Raw genomic sequence first — 12,930 nt, 5'->3', positions numbered from 1 at the left:
ATCTTTGCGGCGCCGCGTCCTGAAACCCCTCCGGGCTCCTCTAAAGGCGTGACGGGCCCCTGCACCCGCGCATCACGCGTGGGCATCGCCCGCTAGAAGTGTGGAGGAACAGTGTTTCTGCGTTCACGTTCACGCCTGCGCACCGCGGTCATCGCCGCGGCCGTGGGCGCTGGTGTCCTGACGGCGGCATCTCCCGCCGCCGCGGCACCTCTTGCGGGCACACGCGCGTACCTGGTGATCACGGCGCCGGGGGCTACGGCCGGCGCCGTGCAGGCGGTCGCGAGCAACAGTGGCACGGTGTGGACCACTTACGACGCGATCGGCGTCGTCGTGGCGCACTCGGGTGCGTCGGACTTCGCGACCAGGATGCGTGCGGTCAGCGGGGTGCAGAAGGTCGGGGCCACGCGCACGTCGGACGTTCCCGCCGAGGCGGCCAACCCGCCGGTGCCGTCCGCGCCTTCGCAGGCTTCGCCGGCCACCAGTGAGCCGGTGCGGACGGACATGGCGCAGATCGGCGCCGACCGGGCGTGGGCGGTCAACAAGGGGTCGTCCAGCGTCACAGTCGGGGTGCTGGACACGGGGGTCGACGACCTGCACGACGACCTCAAGGACAACTTCGACGCCGCCAACTCCGCGTCGTGTGCTTACGGCAAGCTCGACACGCGCGTCGGATCGTGGCGGGACACGGGCACGCACGGCACGCACGTCGCGGGCACGGTCGCGGCGGCGAAGAACGGGCGTGGTGTCGTCGGGGTGGCTCCGGGCGTGAAGATCGCGTCGGTGCGGATCGCGGAGAACCCGAGCGGGCTGTTCTTCCCCGAGAACACGATCTGCGCGATGGTCTTCTCCGGTGACCGCGGCTTCGAGGTGACCAACAACAGCTACTACACCGACCCGTGGCTGTTCAACTGCCCGGACAACGCCGACCAGGACGCGATCCTGGAGGGTGTGAAGCGGGCCGTCGCCTACGCCGAGGGCAAGGGTGTGCTGCACGTCGCCGCGGCGGGCAACGAGAACTACAACCTCGCGAGCAAGACGCGGGACACCACGAGCCCGAACGACTCGACGCCGGTGCAGCGCAACGTCACCAACTCGTGCCTGAGCATGCCCACCGAGGCTCCGGGTGTGGTCAGCGTGTCGTCGATCACCTCGTCCAACGGCAAGTCGTCGTTCTCCAACTACGGCACCGACAAGGTCCACGTCGCGGCGCCCGGTGACAGCGTCTACTCGACGGTGCCGGGTGGGCGGTACGGGTCGAAGTCGGGGACGTCGATGGCCTCGCCGCACGTCGCGGGGGTGGCGGCGCTGCTCAAGTCGGTGAACCCGGCTGCGACGCCCGCCGACCTGCGGGCCCTGCTCGCGGCCCAGGCGGACGACCTGAGCTGCACGGACAGCCGGTGCAGCGGCACCACGGCGAAGAACAACTTCTTCGGTGAGGGCCGGGTCGACGCGTTCGCCGCCGTGGACACCGGCACGCCCGGCGGCGGCACGTCGTTCGAGAACACGGCCGACGTCGCGATCCCGGACGCCGGTGCGGCGGTGACCAGCCCGATCACGGTCTCGGGCATCCCGGGCAACGCCCCCGCGATGCTCAAGGTCGACGTGAACATCGTGCACACCTACCGCGGCGACCTCGTCATCGACCTGGTGGCACCCGATGGCACCACGTTCCGGCTGAAGAACAGCGGAAGTGACTCAACCGACAACGTGATCGAGACCTACACGGTCGACGCGTCGGGGGAAGTCTCCAACGGCACGTGGAAACTGCAGGTCCGGGACGTCGCGCGGCTCGACACCGGCTACGTGAATTCCTGGAGGATGACTTTCTGACCGGCATTCGGACGAAAATCCGGCCGGGCGGCTAACTCAGGTCCCCACCACCAGCGATAGCAGTGACGTGGAACCCGACCTGTGGTCGATGGCCGAGCAGGCCCTCGACGAGCACGAGCACGACCTGGTCCTCGCCCGGCTGGCGGGGGCGGTCGTGCAGCCCGGCCAGACCGCGCGCCTGGCCAGGGGTGAGCGCGACGTCGTGTTCCTGCTGCCCGACCGGCTCGTCCTCGTGCGGCCCGACCCGTTCTGGTCGGGGTCCTACGAGCGCGAGCGGATCATGCGCATCATGCTCGCCGCCGGTCACGTCCAGTTCGACGTGACCGGCGGCGACAGCGTCGAGTTCTGGATCGACACCGAGCTCTCCCCCGCCGAGCCGTTCATCGAGCAGGCCCGCACGTGGCTGTCGCCGAAGAAGTCGTCGTCGGGCGGGGCGATCGTCGCGTTCGGGCTGGCGGTCCTGCTGGCGCTGCTGTTCGTCTCCGGGCCGCTCGACCTGATGCCGGAGGACGACCGGCTCACGGTCCGGTCGAGCTGCAGCGACTTCCTCCGCGCGGACGGCGATGAGCAGGTCGACCTGCTGCGGCAGCTGTTCGGCCAGGTGGGCAGGCCGGACGAGGCGGAGAAACCGATCACGCTCGACGCGTCGCGCCGTCACTGCGGCGAGCACGGGTCGTCCACGCTCGGGTCGCTCCTCACGGGCAAATGACACCTACAGTGCTGGCATGTTCGACACCCGCCAGCTCGAGGTCTTCGCGACGGTCGCCAGGACCGGCTCGTTCAGCGCGGCCGCGCGGGCGTTGCACTGCAGCCAGCCCGCCGTGAGCCAGCAGATGCGGGCGCTGGAGCGGCAGGTGGGCGGGCCGCTGTTCGTGCGCACGGGCCGCGGCCTGCACCTCACCGAGGCGGGGCGGATCCTCGCGGAACGGGGGTCGAGCCTGCTCGACCTGCTGTCCGCGACCCACCAGCAGGTGAGCGCGATCGCCACGCACGACATCGGCACGATCCGGATCTGCGCGTTCCCGAGCGCCAACGTCGCGCTGGTGCCCGCGGCGGCGGCGATCCTCGCCCAGGAACGCCCGAACCTGCGGCTCGAGCTGGTCGAGGAGGAGCCGCCGGACTCGTTCTCGCTGCTGCGCGCCGGTGAGGTCGACCTGGTGATCAGCTTCAGCTACGCGGGCGAGCCGCTGGACGACGCGGCCGTCAACGGGATGCTGCGGGTGCCGCTGCTGCGCGAGCCGCTCGCGTTGCTCGTCCCGACCGGTCACCGGCTGGCCGGACGGGGCCGGGTCGCGCTGGAGGAGACGGCGGAGGAACGCTGGATCGCCGGGTGCGTGCGGTGCCAGCGGGCGCTGCACCAGGCGTGCGGCGCGGCCGGGTTCACCCCCGACGTCACCTGCTCCACCGACGACAACCTGGCCATCCAGAGCCTCGTCACGGCCGGTCTGGGCGTGGCGCTCGTGCCGCGGCTGCTGCTGTCGTTCCTGCAGCACCCCGGCCTGACGGCGGTGGACGTGGAGTCGGCGGCGGAACGCATCACCGCCCTCTACACCTGGCCCGACCTGATCCGGCTGCCGATCATGCGGGCCACCGTGGACGCGCTCATCTCCGCCTCCGCCGCCAAGGCATAAGCGCGCCTTATGGGGCTCCAAGGAATGGCCATCTACTGCTGATAGGCCGCCCCCGCCACCGTTACGGTCATGGGGATCACCAGGACCACTCCGCGCACGACCGACTCGGTGCTGCCCGGACTCGCCCTGGTGGCGGCGGGTGTCGCGATCGCGATGGTCGTCTCCCTGCTCCAGCCCTCGATCAGCGCGCTGACGGTCGCGGTGCTGCTCGGCGCGGTCGTCGCCAACGCCGTGACGCTGCCCGCCTCGGTGGGGCCCGGCCTCCGGGTCGCCGGTCGGCGGCTGCTGCGGCTCGGCGTGGTGCTGCTCGGGCTCAAGCTCGTCTTCCACGACGTGCTGAAGCTCGGTTACGAGATCCTGCTGCTCGCGGTCGTGGCCGTGGTCGTCACGTTCGTCGTGACGCGGTGGCTCGGCCGGGTGCTCGGGGTCGGTGAGGGCCTGTCGCTGCTGATCGCGACCGGGTTCTCGATCTGCGGCGCCTCCGCGGTCGCCGCGATGAACAGCGTGCGCGAACAGGACGAGCAGGACGTGGCCAAGGCGCTCGGCCTGGTCACGCTCTTCGGCACGGTCGCGATGTTCACGTTGCCCGCGCTGTTCCCGGTCACCGGCCTCTCGCCCACCCAGTACGGGGTGTGGGCGGGCGGCAGCGTGCACGAGGTCGCCCAGGTGGTGGCCGCCGCCGGGCCGGTCAGCGGCGCGCTCGCCATCGCGGTCGCGGTGAAGCTGACGCGGGTGGTGCTGCTCGCGCCGATGCTCGCCGCGGTGAGCTTCGCCGAGCGGCTGAAGTACCCGGCGACGGGACAACGGCCGCCGCTCGTGCCGATGTTCGTGCTCGGCTTCCTCGCGATGGCGGCGGTGCGCGCGACCGGCCTGCTGCCCGACGCCGTGCTGACCGCGGCGACGTTCGTGGACAACGTGCTGCTGGCGGCGGGCATGTTCGCGCTCGGCACCGCGGTGCGCCTGCGTTCCCTGCTCCGCTCCGGCCCGGCCGTGCTGCTGCTGGGCCTGCTCTCCACCGCTCTCATCGTGGTCCTGGTGCTGACGGGCACGGTGCTGATCGGCTGACCTGACGTTCCTCATGAAGGAGGACCCGCTCATGACGCACAGCCTGCTCTCCCCCACGGCCACGCTTCTGGTGGGCTCTCTCCGCGAGGCGACGACACGCGGCGGTGACGACGAGACCGTCGCCGCACGGGTGTCGCGCACGCTCGCCGGGCACCTGACCGACCCGTTCCTGCTGAGCGCCGCGCAGCGGGAACCCGACCCCGACGCCTACCGCCAGCACGTCCTGCACGTCGAACCGGACGGCAGCTTCTCGGTCGTCGCGCTGATCTGGCTGCCAGGTCAGGAAACCTGCATCCACGACCACGTGTCGTGGTGCGTCGTCGGCACGTACGTCGGCGAAGAGGAGGAGACCACCTACCGGGTGCAGGACGACCGGCTGGTCCCGTTGCGCGTCAACAAGACCCCGGAGGGCGTGGCGTCCTACCTCGTGCCACCCGGCGACATCCACAAGGTGTGCAACAACTCCGACTCGCTGGCGATCTCGATCCACGTCTACGGGGCGGACATCGGCGTGCTGGGCACCAGCATCCGGCGGCGGTACGACCTGCCCGTCAGGCAACGGTGATCCCGCGCTCGATCGCCCGGCAGGCGAAGCCGACCAGGCGGTCGGGCTTGACCCGGTTGATGCGGGCGCCCTGCAACAGCAGGTCGTCCGCGAGGCCGATCAGCGTGTCCCACACCCAGTGCGGCATGGCCGGGTCGTCGGTGAGCTCCTGCCCCGTGTGGGCGGCGGCCTCGGTCAACGCCTTCGCGAGCGCCTTGAGCGTCTTGCGGTAGTCCTGCGCAGGCCCGGTGACCTCCTTGCCCCGGCGGCCACCGGAGAGCACCTTGGCCTCCCACTGCGCCGCGGACCGGCCGAACCGCCGCCAGAACTCGGTGACCAGCGGCTGGACCTCCAGCAGCACGCCGACGACACCCAGGCTCCTGTCGACCGTCGCGAGCGCGCGCCGCAGCTCCTCGTGACGCCGTTCCATCAACGCCGCGAAGACGTCCTCCTTGCCGGAGAAGTACTGGTAGACCGTGCCGGAGCTGACGCCGGCGCCGACCGCGACCGCGCGCATGGTCAGTCCCGCGTACCCCTGCTCCTCCAGGATCAGCTCGGCCGACGACAGGATGTCCCGCCGCCTGCCCTCCGCATCACCCCACGCCGTCTGCTCGGTGCTCACCGGGGCAGCATAGGTTGAACAACGTTCAGAAGCATATTGAACGTTGTTCGGTTTGGCCCTACCCTCGATGGCGTGGACCACCTCGACGTCCTGGAAGCCGAGAGCATCGACATCTTCCGCGAGGCGGTCGCGGAGTCCGGACGGCCGGTCCTGCTGTACTCGATCGGCAAGGACAGCTCGGTGCTGCTGCACCTGGCGCGCAAGGCGTTCCACCCCTCGAAGCCGCCGTTGTCGTTGCTGCACGTGGACACCACGTGGAAGTTCCGCGAGATGATCGCGTTCCGCGACGCCACGGCCGCGGAGCTCGGGCTGGAGCTGATCGTGCACCGCAACCCGGACTGCGTGGCGGCGGGCATCAACCCGTTCGACCACGGCTCCGCCCTGCACACCGACCTGTGGAAGACCCAGGGCCTGCGGCAGGCGCTCGACGAGCACCGGTTCGACGTGGCGTTCGGCGGCGCGCGCCGGGACGAGGAAGCCTCGCGGGCCAAGGAGAGGGTGTTCTCGTTCCGCACCGCGCAGCACCGCTGGGACCCGAAGAACCAGCGGCCGGAGCTGTGGCGGCTCTACAACACGCGGGTCTCTCCCGGCGAGAGCATCCGGGTGTTCCCGCTGTCGAACTGGACCGAGCTGGACGTGTGGCGGTACGTCGAGCGTGAACGGATTCCGGTGGTGCCGCTGTACTTCGCGGCCCCACGGCCCGTGGTGGACCGCGACGGCCTGCTGATCATGGTGGACGACGACCGGATGCCGTTGCCGGAGAAGCCGCGCCTGGAACTGGTCAGGTTCCGCACGCTCGGTTGCTACCCGCTGACGGGCGCGGTGCGCAGCGAGGCCCGCACGGTCGCGGAGATCGTGGAGGAGATGCGGACCGCGACGACGTCCGAACGCCAGGGACGGCTGATCGACCACGACCGGTCCGGGTCGATGGAGCGCAAGAAGCAGGAGGGCTACTTCTGATGGAGCTTCTGCGGTTCATCACCTGCGGCAGCGTCGACGACGGCAAGAGCACCCTGATCGGCCGCCTGCTGTACGAGTCGAAGCTGCTGTACGCCGACCACCTCGCCGCGCTCGAAGCGGACTCGCGACGCGTCGGCACCCGAGGCGGAGACCTGGACTTCGCCCTGCTCGTGGACGGACTGGCCGCCGAACGCGAACAGGGCATCACGATCGACGTCGCGTACCGGTTCTTCGCCACCGAGGCCCGGCGGTTCATCGTCGCCGACACCCCCGGCCACGAGCAGTACACGCGCAACATGGTCACCGGCGCGTCCACGGCCCAAGCCGCGGTCATCCTGCTCGACGCGCGCAAGGGCGTGCTCGACCAGACCCGGCGGCATGCCAGGATCGTGTCACTGCTGGGCATCCGGCACGTCTTGCTGGCGGTCAACAAGCTGGACCTGCTGGGCTATTCGCAGGAGGTCTTCGAGAGCGTCCGCGAAGAGTTCGCGGAGTTCGCCCGCGAGCTCGACTTCCACGAGATCACCTGCGTGCCGATGTCCGCGGCCGAAGGCGTGAACGTGGTCGGACTCAGCGAGCAGACCCCGTGGTACGACGGGCCGACGTTGTTGCGGTGGCTGGAAACCGTCGACACCGGCAAGACTTCGGACGGACCGTCGCGGTTCCTCGTGCAGTGGGTCAACCGGCCGGACTCGACGTTCCGCGGCCTGTCCGGCCGGGTCCTGCGCGGCACGCTGGAAGCCGGTGACGAGGTGTGCGTTGGCGGCCGGAAGTCCACTGTGGAGCGCGTCGTCACGATGGACGGCGACCTGGCCGAGGCTCCGGCGGGGTCGTCGGTGACCGTCGTGCTGGCCGATGATGTGGACGCGAGCCGCGGTGACGTGGTGGCAGCCGCGGACGACCCTCCCGGCGTCGCCTCGTCGTTCCAGGCACGGCTCGTGTGGCTGCACGAGTCCGGCCTGCTGCCCGGCAGGCAGTACCTCGCGAAGATCGGCGCCCGCACGGTCGGGTTCACCGCCGCCAAGGAGCTGCGGCTCAACGAGATCGGCGTGGGCACCGTGCACTTCGACGCGCCCGTGCCGTACGAGAGCTACCGGGTGAACCGCGACCTGGGCTCGTTCGTCGTGCTCGACCGGCTCTCCAACGCCACGGTCGGCGCCGGGATGATCGACTTCGCGGTGAGCCGCACGGACGTCCACCGGCAGACCCTCACGGTCGACAAGCGGGCGCGCGTCGCGCTCAACGGCCACCGGCCGTGCGTGGTGTGGCTGACCGGGTTGTCCGGCGCCGGCAAGTCCACGATCGCCGACCTGGTGGAAAAGGCGCTGCACGCCGAAGGCAGGCGCACGTTCCTGCTCGACGGCGACAACGTCCGGCACGGCCTGAGCTCCGACCTGGGGTTCAGCGACGCCGACCGGGTCGAGAACATCCGCCGCATCGCCGAGGTCGCCGCGCTGATGGTGGACGCCGGGCTGATCGTGCTCGTCTCGTTCATCTCGCCGTTCCGGGCGGAACGGGCGTTCGCGCGCGGCCTGGTCGACGAGAACGAGTTCTGCGAGGTGTTCGTCGACACGCCCATGGAGGTCGCGGAACAGCGCGACCCGAAGGGCCTGTACCGCAAGGCCAGGCGTGGCGAGCTGCCGAACTTCACCGGCATCGACTCCCCCTACGAACCACCGGAACACCCGGAGCTCCGGCTCGACACCACGGTGGTGAGCCCGGAGGCGGCCGCCGAGGCCGTGGTGGCGAGGCTGCGCACGCTCGGCGTCTGTTGAACGTTGTCCGGAATGGTGTAGCTTCAGCTAGAACACGTTCTAGATTCGGGAGGAACCCGTGCCGGACGAGACGTGGTCGCGGTTCTGCCGGGCGCTGGAGCAGGCCGGTGACGTGGTGCTCTCCGGGCCGGACACACCGCTGGACCGCGCCGAGGGCCACCGCTACCTCGCCCGGCTCACCCGCGAGATGCTGTACTCCTGCCTGGACAACGCCGACCCCGACTTCCCGCGCTTCCACGAGCTGGACCTGGTCAAGATCGGCGCGGACAACCCGGACAACGTCTACCTGTCCGCGAACGTGCGCGGCGACCGCACGTACCGGATCACCGGCAGGCGCGGCACCATCGCGTACTTCAGCATCGGCTCGAAGGCCAACCGGTACGCCAAAGACGGCACGTCGGCGTCGACCGGCGAGCTGTCCGACGCCGACCTCACCATCGGGCCGGACGGCACCGTGGAGATCATCGCGAGCGCCACCGAGCACCCCGGCAACTGGCTGCCGCTGGCCCCCGACTCGACCGGGCTCGTGGTGCGCCAGACCTACCTCGACCGCACGTCCGAGGAGCCCGGCTCGTGGCACATCGAGCAGGTCGGCGGCCCGGACGCACCGGCGGACCTCACGCCCGAGTTCCTGGCGAAGGCGCTGCACCGCGCCGCGATGTCCGTGCACGGCACCGCGGCGACGTTCGCGCAGTGGACCCGCACGTTCATGGCCCGCCCCAACGAGCTGCCCGACTTCGGCCAGGAGATGTTCCAGCGCGCCGGAGGCGACCCGGAGATCTTCTACCTGCACGGGTACTGGACGCTGCGGCCCGGTGAGGCGTGGGTGGTCGAGACCGACGTGCCGGACTGCCCGTACTGGAACTTCCAGCTGGACAACTGGTGGATGGAGTCGCTCGACCACCGCCGCCGGACCTCGGTCAACAAGCACACCGCCACGCTGTCGCCGGACGGTCGCCTGACGATCGTGGTGGCCGAGCGCGATCCCGGTGCCGGCAACTGGGTCGACACCTGCGGCCACAGCTCCGGAACGGCGTTGCTGCGCTGGCTCGGCGCCACCGAGCACCCGATCCCGAAGTGCCGCGTGGTGCCCCTGGAGGAGGTCCGGTGACGGTCACCACCGAGCTGGACGTGTCCGAACTGCTGGACATGGCGTGCGCGAAGACCGGTCTCACCGACTTCGGCGACGACTGGTTCCGCGAACCGCTCGGCGCCCTCGTGCGCAGCCTCAACACCGAGGCCGCGCTGTCGTCGACGGGCCTGGAGCTGACCAAGCACCGGCTGACCGCGTTGCTGGCCGATCGGTTGCGGCTGTGGGAGTTCCAGCGCGCCACCCCGTCCGTGCTCGGCGTCGAGGTGCAAGTGGCCGCCGAGATCTGCGGCCTGCCGCGCACCGGGTCGACGTTGCTGCACCGGCTGCTGGCCGCCTCGCCCCAGGTCACGTCCACGCTGTCGTGGGAGGTCGCCTACCCGCTGCCGTTCCCCGGCGAAGGTCCTGACGCGGAGCCGCGCAAACGCCGCGCGCGGGAACGGATGCGGATGTTCTCGCAGCTCTCCCCCGATTTCGGCGACCTGCACACCGTCGTGTGGGACGGGCCGGAGGAGGACGTGCTGCTGCTGGACCGGACGTTCGTGTCGATGAGCTTCGACTCGTTCTACCGGGTGCCGTCCTACGGCGACTGGCTGCGTTCGGCCGACCAGCGGCCCGCGTACCGCGAACTGCGCGAGTGGTTGCAGGTGTTGCAGTGGCAGAACCCCGCCCGCTCACTGCCCTGGGTGCTCAAGTCGCCGCACCACCTGACCGCCGTCGACACGGTTCTGGACGAGTTCCCGTCGTGCAAGATCGTGATGACGCACCGCTCGCCCGTCAGCGCCGTGCCGTCGTACGCCTCGATGGTGCGCGCGATGTCGTCCCAGTACAGCTCCCGGGTCGATCCCGTCCACATCGGACGGTACTGGTCGCGGCGGTTCGCCACGACGTTGCGGGACTTCGCCTCCGCCCGTGCGGCCCGGCCCGGCCGGTTCGTGGACGTGCGCTTCACCGACACCGTCGCCACACCGCTGGAGGTCGCACGCCAGGTGCTCGGCGCGCTCGGCCTGACCGCCGGACCGGCCGACGACGCGGCGTTCGAGACCTACCTGGAGCGGAACCGCGCCGAACGGCACGGCACGCATTCCTACGCGCCGGAGGACTTCGGGCTCTCCGAGGAACAGCTGCGGCGCGACTTCGCCTTCTACACGGAGGTCTACCTGTGATGCTTCGGGACGAGGTCGTGGTGGTCACGGGCGTCGGCCCCGGCCTGGGGTCGAAGCTGGCGGTCCGCGCCGCGGCCGAGGGCGCGAAGGTCGTGATGGCCGCCCGGTCCGGCGACGTGATGCGGCAGGTGGAGAAGGACGTCGCCGCCGCGGGTGGTGAGGCCGTGGGCGTGCGGTGCGACGTCCGGCGCACCGAGGACGTCGCGGCACTCGTCGAGACCGCCGTCGACCGGTTCGGCACGATCACCGGACTGGTGAACTCGGCGTTCGGGCACCCCGGCTTCTTCGACCTGCTGGACACGCCGGAGAAGGCGGTGCGGCGGTCGATGGACATCATCCTGTTCGGGGCACTGAACGTGACCCGCGCGGTCGTGCCGCACATGAAGGCGGCAGGACGCGGTTCGATCGTCAACATCGGCACGATGACCACCCGGAAACCGTTGCGCGGTGAGGCGGGCTACGCGGTGGCGAAGGCGGCGATGGCGACCGCGACCAAGTTCCTGGCCTTGGAGCTGGGCGAGCACGGCATCCGCGCGAACCAGGCCGTGCTCGGCTGGTTGGACGGGCCGGGCGTCCGCTACTACCTGAAGCTGACCGCGGACGCGCGCGGAGTGTCCGAACAGGACGTCTACGACGAGATCGCCGCCCGCAACCCGCTGGGCCGCATCCCGGCCGACGAGGCGTGCGCCGGAGCGGTGCTGTTCCTGTTGTCCCGCTACGCCTCCGAGGTGACGGGCGCGGTGCTGGACGTCAACGGAGGGGAGCACATGCCGGCATGAGCGCACTCCTGGTCGAGTCGGTGACGGTGGAGATCGAGGCGCCCGCGCCCTTCGTGTGGGACGTGCTGCTCGACTACGCCCGCTACCCGCAGTGGAACCCTTACACCACCGCGGTTTCCACGACGTTGGCCATCGGTTCACCGATCGACCTGACGCTGCCGAAGCCCGACGGTTCGGCGGGGACGTGGGTGAGCCGGGAGTACATCCGGGTCGTGGAGCCACCCCGGCTGTTGCGGTACGACACCGGGGACACGTTCCCCGGGCTGCTGGGCGTGCGGGACCAGGTGATCACGCCGCTCGGGCCCGCGCGGTGCTCCTACCGCACGTTCGAGACGTTCACCGGGAAGTACGCCGAGGCGGTGTTCGCGACGCAGCGGGAGTACGTGCGGAACGGCTTCGACTCGGTGGCGCGGGCGTTGCGGGACCGGGTGGTGGAACTCGTCGCGGCGCGGTGAGTAGTTGTACCGATGACGGCCGCTCCCGGCACCGGCACTCTCGAACGGTGACCGAAATCGACCGTGGCAAGCTCGCCTCGCTGGCCGGCTTCGCCACCCCCGCCGTCCTGCTCGTCCTCACCGTCGTCGCCCTGGTGGACAACACCTTCGGCTGGCAGGGCGGTGCCTACGTCGTCGCGTTCTTCTGGGTCGCGCTCGGCTCCGCCCTCGCCGGTGGCCTGGTCAGGGCCGTGGCGCCCGGTCCGTGGCGGTCCGCCGGTTCCGGGATGGCGCTCGCGGGCGCCACCGGTGTCGCGTTCTTCGTCGTGCTGGTCGCGGCCTTCCTCTGGGCGATCTCGACCTTCACGCCGTAGCTGCGGCCTGCGTGAGACCGCGCTGCACCAGGCCCAGCGCCCTGGCCAGCTCCTCGCGGTGGCATTCGAGGACGCCGTCGGTGGCGCCACCGACGGCGGCCCGCGCGAAGTCGTCCGTCGCCACCCGCAGCACGCCGGTCATGGCGGAGGCCAGGACCCGCACGTCGATCGTCGCCGCGGACTGGCCGAGCCGGCGGCCGAGCACCTCGGCCAGCGCGTTCTCCGCCCGTTCGTGCAGCATCAGGTAGACAGCGCGCAGGGCCGGTTCGTCGTGGGTCAGGCGCACGACGGCGAGCACGGCCTCCACGTCGTCGGGCGACGGGCCGGTGACCGGGGTGTAGGCGGCGCGCAGGTGGTCGAACAGCTCCAGGTCGGCCGGCCAGGTGCGCAGCACGGCGCAGAAGGCGTCGACGCTCTGCGTGAGCAGCGGTTCGACGCAGCTCTCCTTGTGCGGGAAGTAGCGCCAGAACGTGCGTTCGGAGACGCCCGCGGCCTGGGCGATCTGCTCGCCGGACGTGGCGGCGACGCCCTGGGAGGCGAACAGTCTCACCGCGTGACGCGAGATGTCGAGGCGTTGGCGTTCGCGCTGCTCGTCGCTCACGGGCGGCCTGCCCCTACGCGGCTTTTCCGGCACAACGTCCTTCATCGGGCGATTCAACC

14 protein-coding genes are annotated in these 12,930 nt (G+C 70.5%); 12 read left to right on the top strand and 2 right to left on the bottom strand.

All coding sequences use genetic code 11. From position 1 onward, the window contains the following. Positions 1 to 111 precede the first annotated feature (111 nt). The 5 genes from BLT23_RS13160 (at position 112) to BLT23_RS13140 (ending at position 5,091) form a co-directional block, all read left to right on the top strand. A complete protein-coding gene (locus BLT23_RS13160; RefSeq protein WP_090048924.1) occupies positions 112 to 1,830 on the top strand; it encodes a S8 family peptidase in 1,719 nt (572 codons plus the stop codon). Positions 1,831 to 1,897: 67 nt separating this feature from the next. Continuing rightward, positions 1,898 to 2,539: a hypothetical protein gene (locus tag BLT23_RS13155; RefSeq protein ID WP_090048923.1), complete on the top strand. Its 642-nt coding sequence runs from the start codon at positions 1,898 to 1,900 to the stop codon at positions 2,537 to 2,539. A gap of 16 nt (positions 2,540 to 2,555) precedes the next feature. Beyond that, complete coding sequence (locus tag BLT23_RS13150; RefSeq protein WP_090048921.1) at positions 2,556 to 3,461, top strand: LysR family transcriptional regulator; 906 nt, start codon at positions 2,556 to 2,558, stop codon at positions 3,459 to 3,461. Between the two features lie 69 nt (positions 3,462 to 3,530). Next, positions 3,531 to 4,526, top strand: coding sequence for a YeiH family protein (locus BLT23_RS13145; RefSeq protein WP_090048919.1), 996 nt, complete (start codon positions 3,531 to 3,533; stop codon positions 4,524 to 4,526). A 31-nt stretch (positions 4,527 to 4,557) separates the two neighbouring features. Continuing rightward, positions 4,558 to 5,091, top strand: coding sequence for a cysteine dioxygenase family protein (locus BLT23_RS13140; RefSeq protein ID WP_090049433.1), 534 nt, complete (start codon positions 4,558 to 4,560; stop codon positions 5,089 to 5,091). Here the strand turns inward: BLT23_RS13140 and BLT23_RS13135 are convergent. Next, complete coding sequence (locus BLT23_RS13135; protein ID WP_176946726.1) at positions 5,078 to 5,692, bottom strand: TetR/AcrR family transcriptional regulator; 615 nt, start codon at positions 5,690 to 5,692, stop codon at positions 5,078 to 5,080. The genes BLT23_RS13140 and BLT23_RS13135 overlap by 14 nt on opposite strands. A 72-nt stretch (positions 5,693 to 5,764) precedes the next feature. Here BLT23_RS13135 and cysD point away from each other — a divergent pair, with 72 nt between their 5' ends. Genes cysD through BLT23_RS13100 form a run of 7 tightly spaced genes read left to right on the top strand, consistent with a single transcriptional unit; the run spans position 5,765 to position 12,270 of the window. Next, positions 5,765 to 6,652: a sulfate adenylyltransferase subunit CysD gene (gene cysD / locus BLT23_RS13130; RefSeq protein ID WP_218133732.1), complete on the top strand. Its 888-nt coding sequence runs from the start codon at positions 5,765 to 5,767 to the stop codon at positions 6,650 to 6,652. After that, on the top strand, positions 6,652 to 8,427 hold the full coding sequence (gene cysC, locus BLT23_RS13125; RefSeq protein WP_090048915.1) for an adenylyl-sulfate kinase: 1,776 nt from the start codon (positions 6,652 to 6,654) through the stop codon (positions 8,425 to 8,427). Before cysD ends, cysC begins: the two co-directional genes overlap by 1 nt. Before the next feature lie 58 nt (positions 8,428 to 8,485). Beyond that, on the top strand, positions 8,486 to 9,538 hold the full coding sequence (locus BLT23_RS13120; RefSeq protein WP_218133731.1) for a DUF1214 domain-containing protein: 1,053 nt from the start codon (positions 8,486 to 8,488) through the stop codon (positions 9,536 to 9,538). After that, a complete protein-coding gene (locus tag BLT23_RS13115; protein ID WP_090048912.1) occupies positions 9,535 to 10,683 on the top strand; it encodes a sulfotransferase family protein in 1,149 nt (382 codons plus the stop codon). The genes BLT23_RS13120 and BLT23_RS13115 overlap by 4 nt, the downstream gene beginning before the upstream one ends. Continuing rightward, positions 10,683 to 11,462, top strand: coding sequence for an SDR family oxidoreductase (locus BLT23_RS13110; RefSeq protein WP_090049429.1), 780 nt, complete (start codon positions 10,683 to 10,685; stop codon positions 11,460 to 11,462). Before BLT23_RS13115 ends, BLT23_RS13110 begins: the two co-directional genes overlap by 1 nt. Continuing rightward, entirely contained in the window at positions 11,459 to 11,917 is a 459-nt protein-coding gene (locus tag BLT23_RS13105) for an SRPBCC domain-containing protein (RefSeq protein ID WP_090048911.1), read from the top strand. The genes BLT23_RS13110 and BLT23_RS13105 overlap by 4 nt, the downstream gene beginning before the upstream one ends. A gap of 47 nt (positions 11,918 to 11,964) precedes the next feature. After that, complete coding sequence (locus BLT23_RS13100) at positions 11,965 to 12,270, top strand: hypothetical protein (protein ID WP_090048909.1); 306 nt, start codon at positions 11,965 to 11,967, stop codon at positions 12,268 to 12,270. On the opposite strand, the gene BLT23_RS13095 is transcribed toward BLT23_RS13100, so the two are convergent. Continuing rightward, on the bottom strand, positions 12,260 to 12,916 hold the full coding sequence (locus BLT23_RS13095) for a TetR family transcriptional regulator (protein WP_245743922.1): 657 nt from the start codon (positions 12,914 to 12,916) through the stop codon (positions 12,260 to 12,262). The genes BLT23_RS13100 and BLT23_RS13095 overlap by 11 nt on opposite strands. Positions 12,917 to 12,930 lie beyond the last annotated feature (14 nt).

The sequence above is a fragment of the Lentzea fradiae genome, assembly GCF_900100955.1.
Taxonomy (GTDB): Bacteria; Actinomycetota; Actinomycetes; order Mycobacteriales; family Pseudonocardiaceae; genus Lentzea; species Lentzea fradiae.
Note: the sequence above shows the minus strand (reverse complement) of the source record. Positions and strands in the feature narration are given on the sequence as shown.